Here is a 14424-nt window from a genome sequence, read left to right as displayed (position 1 = left end):
CGGGGAACTGTGGCGAACAAAAACATTCCGGACCCCGGTTTCTCCGACGACGACGGCTCCGCCGACCCCCGGCTGAGCGCGGCCCTGGCCGCCTGGGCCGAGGACAGAGCCAAGGAGCCCCAGGTGCTGGCGGCCCTCAAGGACGCCCGCCTGCTGGTTCCCGTCGTCGCGGTCCTCGGCGAGGTCGAGACCGACCCCGAGACCGGCCTCAAGCGCGAGAAGACCAGCGACATGGCCGTCCCCACCCTGCGGGCGGGGGACCGGCGGGCGCTGCCCGCCTTCACCTCCATCGCCTCGCTGGCCCTGTGGGACCCGGCCGCCCGCCCGGTCGCGGTGCCGCTCCACCAGGCGCTGGCCGCCGCCGCCCACGAGAAGGCCGACACCATCGTCCTGGACCTCTCGGGACCGGTCCCGTACCAGCTCGCGGGCCCCGCGCTGCTGGCGCTCGCCGAGGGCCGCACGGACGCCGGCCCGCTCGCCGACCCGGCTGTGCGCGAGGCCGTACGGGCCGTCGTGACCGCCGAGCCGGCCGTGCTCGGCGCCCACCTGGGCCCGGGCGGCGCGGACGCCGACGGAACCCTGGCGATCGTGCTGGCGGCCGGTCCGCAGGCCGCGGCGGCGGCCCGCCGGGTGGCCGAGGCCCTGGCGGCCGACGAGACCCTGCGCGCACGCCTAGTAGGCGGACTGGACCTGGCGCTGCTCCCGGAGGGGGCCCCGGTCCCGCCGGGCGAGCCGCTCTTCACGCGCTGAGCGTCTCCGAGCTCCTCCGAAACGCATCCGGGCCCCTCCGAGCCCTTCCGAACCCCTCCGACGCCTCCGGATACCGAAGGGCACCCCTCGACAGTCGAGGGGTGCCCTTCGGCGTCGCGCTCCGCGCGGTTACGCGTACACGGGACCCGTGAACTTCTCGCCCGGGCCCTGCCCCGGCTCGTCCTGCACCAGCGAGGCCTCGCGGAAGGCCAGCTGGAGGGACTTCAGGCCGTCGCGCAGCGGGGCGGCGTGGAAGGAGCTGATCTCGGTGGCGCTCGCGGTGACCAGGCCGGCGAGGGCGGTGATCAGCTTGCGGGCCTCGTCGAGGTCCTTGTACTCGGAGTCGGGCTTGTCCAGGCCCAGGTTGACCGCCGCCGCGCTGAGCAGGTGGACGGCCACCGTGGTGATGACCTCGACGGCCGGAACGTCCGCGATGTCGCGGGTCAGGTCGTCGTAGTCGGGAGCGGCCGGGGAATCGGGGGATCCGGAGGGGGAGCCGGAGGGCGTCGCGTCAGTCATGTGCCCCACGATATGCCGTGCGGCGGGCTTGCAACGCGGGTGCTAGTATGTACTTCGACCGGCCGGACACTTATGTGCCCGGCCCACAAGTGGAGGCTCCGATTCTCCCACCCAGCCACCCTCACGGGAGGCGGGTCACCGGTCAGGTGGTATCCATCGTTCCGTACGGACGATGGAAAGCTGCCCGATTTTGCGCCCCGCGGTTCGCACGCGACGGTGCTCCGGTTGTATTGGAGCCCTCGCCTGTGCCCGGCGGGGCTTTTTTGTTTTGCTCCGCTGCGGTCGGTCTGACGGAAAAACGTCAGCGACTGCCCTCCAGGCAGCCGTGTGGTGCTACCGAGGAGGATCCATCAGCACCGAGCCCCGCATCAACGACCGGATTCGCGTTCCCGAGGTACGACTCGTCGGCCCGAGTGGCGAGCAGGTCGGCATCGTGCCGCTTGCCAAGGCGCTCGAGCTCGCGCAGGAGTACGACCTCGACCTGGTCGAGGTCGCGGCGTCCGCACGCCCGCCGGTCTGCAAGCTCATGGACTACGGCAAGTTCAAGTACGAGTCGGCCATGAAGGCCCGTGAGGCGCGCAAGAACCAGGCGCACACGGTCATCAAGGAAATGAAGCTCCGGCCGAAGATCGACCCGCACGACTATGACACCAAGAAGGGTCACGTCGTTCGGTTCCTCAAGCAGGGCGACAAGGTCAAGATCACGATCATGTTCCGTGGTCGCGAGCAGTCCAGGCCGGAACTCGGCTACCGACTGCTGCAGCGTCTCGCTTCGGACGTCGAGGAGCTCGGCTTCATCGAGTCGAACCCGAAGCAGGACGGCCGAAACATGATCATGGTTCTCGGTCCGCACAAGAAGAAGACCGAGGCGATGGCCGAAGCCCGCGAGGCGCAGGCCGCCCGCAAGGCCGAGCGCCAGGGTGTTGCGCACAGCGACGAGAGTGGTGACGAGGCCCTGGCCGCCGACGCCGCGCTCGAGGCCGAGAACGCCGCACTCGAAGCCGAGGACGTGGACGCGGAGGACGCTTCCGACGAAGCGGCCGACGCGGACGAGGCCGGCACCGACGAGGCAGCCGCCTCGGACGAGGCTTCGGCCCAGGCCTGATTCCGAGGCAGCCCGTCTCGGATCACCGATACAACATGACGCTCCCGTGAGCCGGCCCCCACCAGGGCCGGTGGGGGCGCCACCGACGAGGAGATAACGGCGCTATGCCGAAGAACAAGACGCACTCCGGGACCAAGAAGCGCTTCAAGATCACTGGCTCCGGCAAGGTGCTCCGTGAGCGCGCCGGCAAGCGCCACCTGCTCGAGCACAAGTCGTCCCGTGTCACCCGCCGCCTGACCGGCACCGCGGAGATGGCCCCCGGCGACGCCGCGAAGATCAAGAAGCTTCTCGGCAAGTGACGTCCTCCGCTCCCCTTCCGGGAGCGGGAGCACGTCAAGACCGGGACCCCATCGAATTCGGGTCGTGTGAAGTCATCCACGGCCCCGCTACAAGGAGTACAAAGTGGCACGCGTCAAGCGGGCAGTAAACGCGCACAAGAAGCGCCGGGCAATCCTCGAGGCGGCCAAGGGCTACCGCGGTCAGCGTTCGCGCCTGTACCGCAAGGCCAAGGAGCAGGTCACCCACTCCCTGGTCTACAACTTCAACGACCGCAAGAAGCGCAAGGGTGACTTCCGTCGCCTCTGGATCCAGCGCATCAACGCGGCTGCCCGTCAGAACGGCATGACGTACAACCGCCTCATCCAGGGTCTGAACGCCGCCAACATCGAGGTGGACCGCAAGATCCTCGCCGAGCTGGCCGTCAACGACGCCAACGCGTTCGCCGCGCTGGTCGAGGTCGCGCAGAAGGCCCTCCCGGCCGACGTCAACGCCCCGAAGGTCGCTGCCTGAGCAGCAAGCCCTCAAAGGCTGCAGTAACTTGCCCGGACCCGCAGGCCTCGCGCCTGCGGGTCCGGTGCGTTGACCCACCAGTTCCACCCGCTGTACGTACGGAAGCGAGCCGACCGCCATGGGCACCCCCGCCGAGCTGATCTCCCCCCGGTCCACCCGGGTGGCCGCCGCCAGGCGTCTGGCGCGACGCAATTTCCGGACCAAGGAGCGCCGCTTCATCGCCGAGGGTCCGCAGGCCGTGCGCGAGGCTGTGGAGCACCGCGGTGCCGGGGGCGAGTCCACGCTGATCGAGCTCTTCGCGACCGTGGAGGCCGCCGAGCGCTACGCCGACATCGTCGAGGCCGCGTACGCCGCCGGGGCCCGCGTCCACTACGCCTCCGACGAGGTCCTCGCGGAGGTCTCCCAAACCGTCACCCCGCAGGGCCTGGTCGGCGTCTGCCACTTCCTGGACTCCCCGTTCGAGGAGATCCTGAAGGCCCGGCCCAAGCTCGTCGCCGTCCTCGCGCACGTCCGCGACCCCGGCAACGCCGGTACGGTGCTGCGCTGCGCGGACGCCGCCGGAGCCGACGCGGTCGTACTGACCGACGCCTCCGTGGACCTGTACAACCCCAAGTCGGTACGCGCCTCCGTGGGCTCCCTCTTCCACCTCCCGGTGGCCGTCGGCGTGCCCGTGGAGCAGGCCGTCGAGGGGCTGCGCGCGGCCGGCGTACGGATCCTCGCCGCCGACGGGGCCGGTACGGACGACCTCGACGCCGAGCTCGACGCGGGCACCATGGGCACCCCCTCGGCGTGGATCTTCGGCAACGAGGCCTGGGGCCTGCCCGAGGAGACCAGGGCGCTCGCCGACGCCGTCGTACGGGTCCCGATCCACGGAAAGGCCGAGAGCCTGAACCTCGCCACGGCCGCCGCGGTGTGCCTGTACGCGTCCGCGCGTGCACAGCGGGCGCCCGGAGGGTGCCGCTCCGTGACCCCCAGCTAGTAATGTGGCGGCCCGGGGGACCCACTGTGGTACTCGGAGATGTGGGGTACGGGGACATGACCGTCGGTACGAACAGCTCGCCAGGTGCCGCCAAGGCGCCCGGCGCACCGGTCCTGGCGACCGTGTCCCAGCTGGCCGCGCCCGCCGCCCGGGTGCCCGTGCAGCCCCCCCGGACAGGCGCCGCGGCCTCCACCGCCACCGCCCCGCCCCCGCAGGCCCGGCCCGCGCCCGCCGGCCCTGTAGGGCCCGCGGACGGGCCGGACGCGCCCGGGGACGCGCAGGACGCGGACGGGCACGGCGACCTTTCCGGGCTCGGGATCGACCCCGACGACCTGCCCGACGGGCTCGTGATCGCGGACGCCACCGGCCGGGTCATCTGCTTCAACTCCGCCGCCGCCCGGATCACCGCCCTCGTGGCGGGCGAGGCCCTCGGCCTCGGCATCGAGCGCGCACTCCCGCTGGAGGACCTCGAGGGCCGCCGCTGGTGGGCGCTGACCGACCCCTACGGAGGCCTCGCCACCCGGCGCGGACAGCCCGAGCGGAACCTGCTGCTGCCCGGTGGCCGAGAGGTGCTCGTCTCCGCCCGGTACGTGCGCACCCACCCCAAGGGCCCGGTGCGCCGGCTCGTGGTCACCCTGCGGGGCACCGAGGCCCGGCGGCGCACCGAGCGCAGTCACGCCGAGCTGATCGCCACCGTCGCGCACGAGCTGCGCTCCCCGCTCACCTCCGTGAAGGGGTTCACCGCGACCCTGCTCGCCAAGTGGGAGCGGTTCACCGACGACCAGAAGCGCCTGATGCTGGAGACCGTCGACGCCGACGCGAACCGCGTCACCCGGCTCATCGCCGAGCTCCTGGACATCTCCCGCATCGACTCGGGCCGCCTGGAGGTGCGCCGCCAGCCGGTCGACATCTCCACGGCCGTGGGCCGCCACGTCCAGGCGCTCACCGCGAACGGGCAGGCCCCGGAGCGGTTCCTGGTCAGCGTCAGCCGGCCGCTGCCCGATCTGTGGGCGGACCCGGACAAGATCGACCAGATCCTCGGCAACCTGCTCGAAAATGCGGTGCGCCACGGCGAGGGAACCGTCACCATCGACGTGACGCCGACCAGCTTCGCGAACGCCGCGGGGAAGACCGAGAAGGGAACCGCCGTCACCGTGACCGATGAAGGCTCCGGTATCCCCGAAGAGTCGATGAAGCGCGTCTTCACCCGCTTCTGGCGGGGCAGCAAGCGCGGCGGCACGGGACTGGGCCTCTACATCGTCAAGGGCATCGTGGAAGCCCACGGCGGCACCATCACGGTCGGCCGCGGCCCCGGCGGCGGCGCCGAGTTCCGATTTATCCTGCCCGTCGGCGCCCCGGCATACCTCACGCAGTAGTCCTGCGGAGGGTCTCGCCAGGCGGCCCACGGGCTCCTTCACCCCCGGCGACCTTTAGACTCGACCTTTGGCACCTTTGTGTCCTAGTGCCGAGCGCGTCCTGCGCGTCGCGCGGGGGACCACCAGCCAGCCATCGGAAGTACGGGAAGAGATGTCGGCACCGAACAAGTCGTACGACCCTGTCGAGGTCGAGGCACTGAAACCGGAAGAGATCGAGCGCATGCGGGACGAGGCGCTCGCCGCCTTCGCGTCCGCCGGTGACCTCGACGAACTTCGCGAGGCGAAGACCGCGCACATGGGCGACCGCTCGCCCCTGGCGCTCGCCAACCGCGAGATCGGCGCGCTGCCCCCGCAGGCCAAGGCCACCGCGGGCAAGCTCGTGGGCCAGGCCCGCGGCGCCGTGAACAAGGCGTTCGGGGCCCGCACGGTCGCGCTCGAAGCCGAGCGCGATGAGCGGGTGCTGGTCGAGGAGGCGGTGGACGTCACACTGCCCTACGACCGCGTGCCCGCCGGCGCCCGGCACCCCCTGACCACGCTGATGGACCGCATCGCGGACATCTTCGTGGCCATGGGGTACGAGGTCGCGGAGGGCCCCGAGGTCGAGGCGGAGTGGTTCAACTTCGACGCCCTCAACTTCACGCCCGACCACCCCGCGCGCCAGATGCAGGACACCTTCTTCGTCAAGGGCCCCGAGGGCACCGAAGGCGACGAGTCCGGCGTCGTGCTGCGCACCCACACCTCCCCGGTGCAGGCGCGCTCGCTCCTGGAGCGCAAGCCCCCCGTCTACATCGTGTGCCCGGGGCGGGTGTACCGCACCGACGAGCTCGACGCGACGCACACCCCGGTCTTCCACCAGGTCGAGCTGCTCGCCGTGGACGAGGGCCTGACCATGGCGGACCTCAAGGGCACCATGGACCACATGGTCCAGGAGCTGTTCGGCGAGGGCACCACCACGCGCCTGCGCCCGCACTTCTTCCCCTTCACCGAGCCGTCCGCCGAGATGGACATGCAGTGCTACGTGTGCCGCGGCGCGTCGGTGGGCAACCCCGACCGCCCGTGCCGTACCTGCTCCAGCGAGGGCTGGATCGAGCTCGGCGGCTGCGGCATGGTCAACCCCAAGGTGCTCACCGCCTGCGGTGTGGACCCGGAGAAGTACAGCGGGTTCGCCTTCGGCTTCGGCATCGAGCGGATGCTGATGTTCCGCCACAACGTAGAAGACATGCGAGACATGGTCGAGGGTGACGTTCGTTTCACCCGGCCGTTCGGGAGTGAGATCTGATGCGCGTCCCGCTTTCTTGGCTGCGGGAGTACGTCGACCTCCCCGCGAGTGAAACCGGTCGCGACGTGGCCCACAAGCTCGTCGACGCCGGCCTCGAGGTCGAGACCGTCGAGCAGCTCGGCGGCGGGCTCAAGGGCCCGCTCGTCGTCGGCCAGGTGCTGACCATCGAGGAGCTCGAAGGCTTCCGCAAGCCGATCCGCTTCTGCACGGTCGACGTCGGCGCCGCCAACGGCACCGGCGAGCCGCAGGAGATCGTCTGCGGCGCCCGGAACTTCTCCGTCGGCGACAAGGTCGTCGTGGTCCTGCCGGGCGCGGTGCTGCCCGGCGACTTCGCGATCGCCGCGCGCGAGACGTACGGCAAGACCTCCCACGGCATGATCTGCTCCGGCGACGAGCTGGGCATGGGCGACGACGGCACGCACGGCATCATCGTGCTGCCGCACGAGCACGAGGTCGGCACCGACGCGATCAAGCTCCTGGAGCTGGTCGACGAGGTCCTCGACATCGACATCACCCCGGACCGCGGCTACTGCATGTCCCTGCGCGGTGTGGCCCGCGAGGCCGCCACCGCGTACGGCCTGCCGCTGCGCGACCCGGCGCTGCTCGACGTGCCCGCGCCGAACTCGTACGGCTACGCCGTCAAGATCGACGACCCGCAGGGCTGCGACCGCTTCACCGCGCGCACGGTGACCGGCCTCGACCCCGAGGCCCGCTCGCCGATCTGGCTCACGCGCCGCCTCCAGAAGGCGGGCATGCGCCCGATCTCGCTCGCCGTCGACATCACCAACTACGTGATGCTCGAGCTCGGCCAGCCGCTGCACGCCTACGACCGCTCGCGGATCGACGGCGCCATCGGCGTCCGCCGGGCCGAGCAGGGCGAGAAGTTCACCACCCTCGACGGGGTCAAGCGCACGCTCGACGCCGAGGACCTGGTGATCACCGACAACAGCGGCCCGATCGGGCTCGCCGGTGTCATGGGCGGCGCCAACACGGAGATCGCCGACTCCGTCACCGACCCGGAGACGGGCGCCGTCAGCGGCACCACCGACGTGGTCGTGGAGGCCGCGCACTTCGACTCCGTGTCGATCTCGCGCACCGCCCGCCGCCTCAAGCTGTCCTCCGAGGCGTCCAAGCGCTTCGAGCGGGGCGTCGACCCGCAGGCCGCCGCCGCTGCCGCGCAGCGCACCGTCGACCTGCTGGTGCTGCTCGCGGGCGGCACCGCCGAGGCCGGCGTCACCGAGCTCACCGCCCCGGGCGCCCCGCGCACCATCGCGATGAGCGCGGCCCACCCCGACAAGGTCGCGGGCATGGACTACGGCCGCGAGACCGTCGTACGCCGCCTGCAGGAGGTCGGCTGCGACGTCTACGGCCAGGACGAGCTCGTCGTCACCACGCCCTCGTGGCGGCCCGACCTCGCCGAGCCCAACGACCTCGCCGAGGAAGTCATCCGGCTCGAGGGGTACGGGAACCTCCCGTCCACCCTCCCGCAGGTGCCCTCCGGCCGCGGTCTGACCGCCCGCCAGCAGCTGCACCGCCGGGTGGGCCGCGCTCTGGCCGGCGCGGGCTACGTCGAGGCGCTCAGCTACCCCTTCATCGGGGAGGGCGTCTTCGACCAGCTCCAGCTGTCCGCGCACGACGCCTCCCGCCAGGTCGTCAAGCTGGTCAACCCGATCTCCGACGAGGAGCCGGCGCTGCGCACCACGCTGCTGCCGGGTCTGCTCGGCGCGCTGCGCCGCAACGACAGCCGGGGCAGCCACGACCTGGCCCTCTTCGAGACCGGCTCGGTCTTCCGGGCCGCCGCGCAGCCGGGCGTCGCCGTACGCCTCGGTGTCGACCGGCGTCCCACCGACGAGGAGATCGCCACCCTGAACGCGGCCCTGCCCGCCCAGCCGCGCTACGCCGCGGTCGTGCTGGCCGGGGCCCGCGAGCAGGCCGGCTGGTGGGGCAAGGGCCGTCCGGCCGACTGGGCCGACGCGGTCCAGGCGGCGCGTTCGCTGGCCGTCGAGGCCGGTGCGGAGCTCGTCGTGCGCCAGGGCCAGTACGGTCCCTGGCACCCGGGCCGCTGCGCCGAGCTGCTCGTCACCCTGGACGGGGTGGAGACGGTCATCGGCCACGCCGGTGAGCTGCACCCGCGCGTGGTCAAGGCGATGGGCCTGCCGGCCCGCACCAGCGCCATGGAACTCGACCTGGACCGCCTCGCGGCGGCCGGTGGCGAGGCCCTCCAGGCGCCCCGGATCTCCTCCTTCCCGGTGGCGACCCAGGACGTCGCGCTGATCGTGGACGCGTCGGTGCCGGCTTCGGCCGTCGAGGACGCGCTGCTCAAGGGCGCCGGTGAACTGCTGGAGTCCCTGCGGCTGTTCGACGTCTTCGAGGGCGATCAGGTGGGCGAGGGCAAGAAGTCCCTGGCCTACGCGCTGCGCTTCCGCGCGGCGGACCGGACGCTGACCGCCGAGGAGTCCACGGCGGCGCGTGACGCGGCGGTCGCCCTGGCGGGCGAGCGGACGGGGGCGGCGCTGCGCGGCGCGTAGCCGCTGCCGCTCGCTGTGCCGAGGGGGTGCATCCCGATCAGGGGGTGCACCCCCTCACCCGTACCCGGGGACAGCCCCGCAGGGTCGGGTGGGGGCGCGGACGCCCGTGCGGCTGGGGCGCGGACGTCCGGGCCGGATGGGGGACCACGCGGGCCGGGCCCGGTGGGTGGGCCCGGCCCGCGTTCGGTCCGGCCCGGCCGGGGCCCGGCGACCAACCAGGACCCGGCGGAGCCGAAGCGCGCCGCCCGCCTGCCGTGGAGTGTCGGGCAGACAACAGGACGGGCGGCGCGGTTGACGGGTCGTCGCACTGTACGAGGGGGAGCCGACGACCCGAGCTACCTCTTGGCGAGGCCCTTAAGTGAAGCGCTCCGACGGGCCTCCGCGGCAGGGTGCGTATCGCATTTATGCGCGTACTCCGTTCACACCCCGTGTGAACCCCGCACCCACTAGCCTGGATCCGACGAGCCCTTGGAGCGGCCATGCAGCCCAATGCACTGCTCGACGCCCTCCTCGCCGAGGCGGGCATGTCCCACGCCGGACTCGCCGCGTACGTGAACCAGGCGGGTCGCTCCCGCGGACTCGCCCTGCGCTACGAACACACCGCCGTGGCGCGGTGGTTGAAGGGGCAGCGCCCGCGCGGTCAGATTCCGGACCTGATCTGCGAGGTGATCGGGGGCCGGCTGCGGCGGCCGCTCACCCTCGACGATGTGGGGTTCGGCCTGCCCGGGCAGGCCGCCGATCCCCACGGGTCGCCGCTCAGCAGCTTCGTCGACCGCGCCGCCGCCCTGTGGCGCTCCGACGGCCACGGCCGCCAGCCCCTCGACGCCGGGGCGCTGACCGGTACCCCCGCGGTGATGCCCGTATGGGAGTGGGAGAACCCGCCGGAGGACTCCGACGTGTCGAGGGAGGGGCCGACGCGGGTCGGCCCCGAGCACGTGGAGATCCTGAAGGCCGCCCGCGCGCACTACGAGCTGATGTACCGCAGGGCCGGCGGCGTGGCCACCCGCGACCGGGTCGTCCGCTTCCTCGGCACCGAGACCGCCCCCATGCTGCGCGGCAGTTACTCCGACGGGCTCGGCCGCAGCCTGCACCGGGCCGGTGGTTCCCTCGTGGCCGTGGCGGGGATCTGCGCCTACGACTCGGACGCGCACGGGCTGGCCCAGCGGTACTTCCACCAGGCGCTGAGGCTGGCCAAGGCGAGCGGGGACCGGGGGCTCGGGGCCTATGTGATCGCGCTGATCGTCAACCAGAGCCTGCACCTACGGGAGTTCCGCCAGGCCGTGGCCTTCGCCGAGGCCGCCCTGCGCGCGGCCGGCCGGCACACCACCCCGGCCCTGGCCGCCGACCTGTACGCCATGCAGGCCAAGGCGTACGCCCAACTCGGCGACACGGCGGCCGCGTTGGCATGCATCCGCAAGGCCGAGGCGGCGGCGGAGCGGATCCGGCCCGGCACGGAGCCGGACGAGACGGGGTACGTACAGCCCGGGCTGGTCAACGTACAGGTGGCGGAGGCGCTGCTCGGGCTGGGTGACCTGCGGGCCGCCCGGGAGCAGGCCACGGCCGCCGTCGGGACGCCCGCCCACGACCGGGGCCGGGTGCACCGGCTCGCGATGCTGTGCGAGATCCAGCTGCGCCAGGGCGAGGCCGATCAGGCGGTGGCCTCGGCGGCCGAAATGGCCGAGCGGGCCAAGGGGATGGAGTCGCTGCGCCTGCGCGACCGGCTGCGCGCGGTCCGGGAACAGCTGTTGACCAGCGGTTGTTCGGGGGCCGGGGAAACGGCCGAACTCATCGACGGGGCGCTGCGCGTTCCGCTGTGACATCCCCGGTGGCGTTCTCTGCGCCGCCCTGTGCGCGTTCCCCTGGGCCGGGGTGAACTGCTGCCATGTTGCCACCTACTCGATCGGAAGGTGGCACAACCGTGCAGTGGATGAACCTGAGTGAGCAAACCGTGTACACGAACCGCTGGTTCGACGTGAATCTCGCCGATGTGGAGCTCCCCGACGGCCGGCACCTGGACCACTTCGTCATCCGGCTGCGCCCGGTCGCCGTCGCCACGGCCGTCAACGCGGCCAACGAGGTGCTGCTGCTGTGGCGCCACCGCTTCATCACCGACAGCTGGGGCTGGGAACTGCCCGCCGGGGTCGTGGAGGACGGGGAGTCCGTGGAGCGGGCGGCCGCCCGCGAGATGGAGGAGGAGTCGGGCTGGCGGCCCGGCCCCCTGCACCACCTGATGACCGTGGAGCCGTCCAACGGGCTCACCGACGCCCGCCACCACCTCTACTGGGCGGACGGGGCCACGTACATGGGCCACCCCGAGGACGACTTCGAGTCCTCGCGCCGCGAGTGGGTCCCCCTCAAGCTGGTCCCCGACATGATCGCGCGCGGCGAGATCCCGGCCGCCAACATGGCGGCCGGGCTGTTGCTGCTGCACCACCTGCGGCTCGGCTGAGCTGCAGGCGGCCGCCCGCAGCGCCGTAGGGGTCAGCCGTACGGGTAGAAGCCCGAGCCGGTCTTGCGGCCGAGGCGGCCGGCGTCGACCATGCGCTGGAGCAGCGGGGGAGCCGCGTACAGGGGCTCCTTGAACTCCGCGTACATCGAGTCGGCCACCGAGGCCACCGTGTCCAGGCCGATGAGGTCCGCGAGCTTCAGCGGGCCCATCGGGTGGGCGCAGCCCAGCTCCATGCCGTTGTCGATGTCCTCGCGGCTCGCGATGCCCGACTCGAACATCCGGATCGCGGACAGCAGGTACGGGATGAGGAGCGCGTTCACGACGAAGCCGGAGCGGTCCTGGGCGCGGATCGCGTGCTTGCCCAGCGCCTGGCCGACCAGCGCCTCGGCGCGCTTGACGGTCTCGTCGCTGGTGGTCAGCGCCGGGATCAGCTCGACGAGCTGCTGCACCGGAGCCGGGTTGAAGAAGTGGATGCCGATGACCTGGTCGGGACGCGAGGTCGCGACGGCCAGCTTGACCAGCGGGATCGAGGAGGTGTTGGAGGCGAGGATCGCGTCCGGGCGGGTGACCACCTGGTCGAGGACCTGGAAGATCTCCGTCTTGACCTGCTCGTTCTCGACGACCGCCTCGATGACGAGGTCGCGGTCGGCGAACTCGCCGAGGTCGGTGGTGAACGACAGGCGGGCCAGGGTCGCGTCCCGCTCCTCCTCGCTGATCTTGCCGCGTTCGGCGGCCCTGGTCAGAGAGGTGTGCAGGCGGGTCCGCCCGAGTTCGAGGGCCTCGCCGGTGGTTTCGGCGACCATCACCTCGAGCCCGCTCCGGGCGAACACCTCCGCGATGCCCGCGCCCATCTGGCCACAGCCCACTACGCCGACGCGTGCGATGTCGTCTGGGAGGTCCGTCACATCGTGCCTTTCGCTGCTCTCCATCGCGGGTCCCCCGTACTCGTGCAGTGGTAACTGCGTTCCGGCGCCCGCCACGCCCCCCGACGTTACCCCCGTCCTTGCCCGGCGTGTCGGGCCGGGGCGGGCATGCTGGGCGGACACGAGGCGATGTCACGGAACGGAACGGAGCGATTACATGACGTCCACGGAAAGGCGGGCCATCGGGGGGCGAGCCATCGGGAGGCGGGGAATGCTGGCCGGAGCGGCGGGGGTGCTGGCGGCGGTGGCGACGGCCCCCGCGCTGGCGTCCGGGAAGCCGCGGGCGGGGACGGCCGGGGAGGAGGAGCGGGCCCGGGCGGCGGACAAGGCGGCCTTCCGCGGGATGTGGGTCGCCTCCGTGGAGAACGTGGACTGGCCCTCGCGGAGCGGGCTTTCCGCGCGGGAGCAGCGCGCCGAGCTGCTGGACCTGCTCGACACCGCCGTCGACCGCCGCCTCAACGCGGTGATCCTCCAGGTCCGGCCCACCGCCGACGCGATGTGGCCCTCGGCGCGCGAGCCCTGGTCGCAGTGGCTCACCGGCGAGCAGGGCGTCGACCCCGGCTGGGACCCGCTGGGCACGGCGGTCGCCGAAGCGCACGCCCGGGGGCTGGAACTGCACGCCTGGTTCAACCCGTACCGGGTGGCCAACCACACCGACCGGAGCCTGCTCGTCCCCGAGCACCCGGCCCGCCGCAACCGGGACTGGACCGTGCCCTACGGCGGCAAGCTCTACTACAACCCCGGCCTGCCGGAAGTCCGCCGCTTCGTGCAGGACGCCATGCTCGACGCCGTCGCCCGCTACCCCCTCGACGGGGTGCACTGGGACGACTACTTCTACCCGTACCCCGTCGAAGGCCGCGATTTCGACGACGACGACGCCTACGAGCAGTACGGCCGGGCCTTCGCGACCCGCGCGGCCTGGCGCCGGAACAACACCGACACCCTGGTCCGCGAGATGTCCGAGCGGCTGCGGGCCCTGCGCCCCGCGACGCGCTTCGGCATCAGCCCCTTCGCCGTCTGGCGCAACTCCGACCGCGATCCGCTCGGTTCGCCGACCCAGGCGGGCGTCGGCACGTACGACGACCTGTACGCGGACACCCGCAAGTGGGTGCGCGAGGGCTGGATCGACTACATCGTGCCCCAGGCGTACTGGCAGATCGGCCACCCGACCGCCGACTACGCCGCGATCGTCCCCTGGTGGGCGAAGACCGTCGCCGGCACCCGCGTCCAGCTCTACGTGGGGGAGGCGCTGTACCGCTGCGACGCGCAGAGCTCCACCGCCGCCTGGCGCGATCCGCGCGAGCTGTCCCGGCACCTGCGGTTCGCCGCCGGATACCCGGAGGTCCGCGGCCACGCCTACTTCTCCGCGAAGCAGGTGGACGCGGACCCCAACGGGGCGATGGCGCGGGTGGTCGCCGATCACTATCCGACGGCGGTGGCCGTGCCACCGCGCTGACCGGGCCACCCCGCCGACCCGGCCGTCCTCGGGGGCTTCAGGGGCAGCCCGTCAGTGGTCGTGGTCGGCGGGGTGCTTCACGACGCAGTCGGGGCCGGGGGACATGACGGCCTCGTGTCCGTCCGTGAAGCGGACGCGGTAGGGAGGGGTGCCGTTCTCTCCCAGGACCTGGGTGATCTCACCGACCTTGTCGTGCTGGCCCACGATCCTGCCGTGCTGAACCAGCTGGTCGCCCTCGGTCGCGCGCATGCTGACCTCCTCGGTGGCGGTC

General features: G+C 72.2%; 14 protein-coding genes. 11 read left to right on the top strand and 3 right to left on the bottom strand.

What is annotated here, in order from left to right; genetic code table 11:
• Nucleotides 1-9: 9 nt before the first annotated feature.
• Nucleotides 10-750 carry an SseB family protein gene (locus OG435_RS10930; RefSeq protein ID WP_266876617.1) on the top strand — a complete coding sequence of 247 codons (741 nt, stop codon included), beginning with the start codon at nt 10-12 and terminating at the stop codon, nt 748-750.
• A gap of 129 nt (nt 751-879) precedes the next feature.
• Here OG435_RS10930 and OG435_RS10925 read toward each other — a convergent pair whose 3' ends face one another.
• Nucleotides 880-1269 carry a DUF1844 domain-containing protein gene (locus OG435_RS10925; RefSeq protein WP_266876616.1) on the bottom strand — a complete coding sequence of 130 codons (390 nt, stop codon included), beginning with the start codon at nt 1267-1269 and terminating at the stop codon, nt 880-882.
• A 325-nt stretch (nt 1270-1594) separates the two neighbouring features.
• Here OG435_RS10925 and infC point away from each other — a divergent pair, with 325 nt between their 5' ends.
• The 9 genes from infC (at nt 1595) to OG435_RS10880 (ending at nt 11774) form a co-directional block, all read left to right on the top strand.
• Complete coding sequence (gene infC / locus OG435_RS10920) at nt 1595-2374, top strand: translation initiation factor IF-3 (protein ID WP_266876615.1); 780 nt, start codon at nt 1595-1597, stop codon at nt 2372-2374.
• A gap of 104 nt (nt 2375-2478) precedes the next feature.
• Nucleotides 2479-2673: a 50S ribosomal protein L35 gene (gene rpmI / locus OG435_RS10915; RefSeq protein WP_030157249.1), complete on the top strand. Its 195-nt coding sequence runs from the start codon at nt 2479-2481 to the stop codon at nt 2671-2673.
• 103 nt (nt 2674-2776) lie between these two features.
• Entirely contained in the window at nt 2777-3163 is a 387-nt protein-coding gene (gene rplT / locus OG435_RS10910) for a 50S ribosomal protein L20 (protein WP_214948116.1), read from the top strand.
• Between the two features lie 118 nt (nt 3164-3281).
• The gene (locus OG435_RS10905) at nt 3282-4142 is read left to right on the top strand and encodes a TrmH family RNA methyltransferase (RefSeq protein ID WP_266876614.1); all 861 of its coding nucleotides are present in this window, start codon (nt 3282-3284) and stop codon (nt 4140-4142) included.
• A 56-nt stretch (nt 4143-4198) separates the two neighbouring features.
• A complete protein-coding gene (locus OG435_RS10900; RefSeq protein WP_266876613.1) occupies nt 4199-5518 on the top strand; it encodes a sensor histidine kinase in 1320 nt (439 codons plus the stop codon).
• Between the two features lie 151 nt (nt 5519-5669).
• Nucleotides 5670-6797, top strand: coding sequence for a phenylalanine--tRNA ligase subunit alpha (gene pheS, locus OG435_RS10895; protein WP_266876612.1), 1128 nt, complete (start codon nt 5670-5672; stop codon nt 6795-6797).
• On the top strand, nt 6797-9325 hold the full coding sequence (gene pheT, locus OG435_RS10890) for a phenylalanine--tRNA ligase subunit beta (RefSeq protein WP_266876611.1): 2529 nt from the start codon (nt 6797-6799) through the stop codon (nt 9323-9325). The genes pheS and pheT overlap by 1 nt, the downstream gene beginning before the upstream one ends.
• Nucleotides 9326-9804: 479 nt before the next feature.
• Complete coding sequence (locus tag OG435_RS10885) at nt 9805-11142, top strand: transcriptional regulator (RefSeq protein ID WP_266876610.1); 1338 nt, start codon at nt 9805-9807, stop codon at nt 11140-11142.
• Between the two features lie 110 nt (nt 11143-11252).
• Nucleotides 11253-11774, top strand: a complete 522-nt coding sequence (locus tag OG435_RS10880; protein WP_382974377.1) for an NUDIX hydrolase — start codon at nt 11253-11255, stop codon at nt 11772-11774.
• Between the two features lie 32 nt (nt 11775-11806).
• Here the strand turns inward: OG435_RS10880 and OG435_RS10875 are convergent, their stop codons facing one another.
• Entirely contained in the window at nt 11807-12703 is an 897-nt protein-coding gene (locus OG435_RS10875; protein WP_266876608.1) for a 3-hydroxybutyryl-CoA dehydrogenase, read from the bottom strand.
• A gap of 151 nt (nt 12704-12854) precedes the next feature.
• Between OG435_RS10875 and OG435_RS10870 the strand changes: the two genes are divergently transcribed.
• On the top strand, nt 12855-14153 hold the full coding sequence (locus tag OG435_RS10870) for a glycoside hydrolase family 10 protein (RefSeq protein ID WP_266876607.1): 1299 nt from the start codon (nt 12855-12857) through the stop codon (nt 14151-14153).
• 51 nt (nt 14154-14204) lie between these two features.
• On the opposite strand, the gene OG435_RS10865 is transcribed toward OG435_RS10870, so the two are convergent.
• Nucleotides 14205-14402 (bottom strand): DUF1918 domain-containing protein, encoded by a 198-nt coding sequence (locus tag OG435_RS10865; protein WP_250744647.1) that lies wholly within the window; start codon nt 14400-14402, stop codon nt 14205-14207.
• Nucleotides 14403-14424: the final 22 nt, after the last annotated feature.

Source organism: Streptomyces sp. NBC_01264 (assembly GCF_026340675.1).
Lineage (GTDB): Bacteria > Actinomycetota > Actinomycetes > Streptomycetales > Streptomycetaceae > Streptomyces.
This window is presented reverse-complemented; position numbering and strand designations above follow the sequence as displayed.

Bases quoted from the DNA above. Each gene is read 5' to 3' on its own strand.
- OG435_RS10925 (WP_266876616.1), bottom strand. From the start codon at position 1,269: ATGACTGACGCGACGCCCTCCGGCTCCCCCTCCGGATCCCCCGATTCC.
- rpmI (WP_030157249.1), top strand. From the start codon at position 2,479: ATGCCGAAGAACAAGACGCACTCCGGGACCAAGAAGCGCTTCAAGATC.
- OG435_RS10905 (WP_266876614.1), top strand. From the start codon at position 3,282: ATGGGCACCCCCGCCGAGCTGATCTCCCCCCGGTCCACCCGGGTGGCC.
- OG435_RS10900 (WP_266876613.1), top strand. From the start codon at position 4,199: ATGACCGTCGGTACGAACAGCTCGCCAGGTGCCGCCAAGGCGCCCGGC.
- pheS (WP_266876612.1), top strand. From the start codon at position 5,670: ATGTCGGCACCGAACAAGTCGTACGACCCTGTCGAGGTCGAGGCACTG.
- pheT (WP_266876611.1), top strand. From the start codon at position 6,797: ATGCGCGTCCCGCTTTCTTGGCTGCGGGAGTACGTCGACCTCCCCGCG.
- OG435_RS10885 (WP_266876610.1), top strand. From the start codon at position 9,805: ATGCAGCCCAATGCACTGCTCGACGCCCTCCTCGCCGAGGCGGGCATG.
- OG435_RS10880 (WP_382974377.1), top strand. From the start codon at position 11,253: ATGAACCTGAGTGAGCAAACCGTGTACACGAACCGCTGGTTCGACGTG.
- OG435_RS10875 (WP_266876608.1), bottom strand. From the start codon at position 12,703: ATGGAGAGCAGCGAAAGGCACGATGTGACGGACCTCCCAGACGACATC.
- OG435_RS10870 (WP_266876607.1), top strand. From the start codon at position 12,855: ATGACGTCCACGGAAAGGCGGGCCATCGGGGGGCGAGCCATCGGGAGG.
- OG435_RS10865 (WP_250744647.1), bottom strand. From the start codon at position 14,402: ATGCGCGCGACCGAGGGCGACCAGCTGGTTCAGCACGGCAGGATCGTG.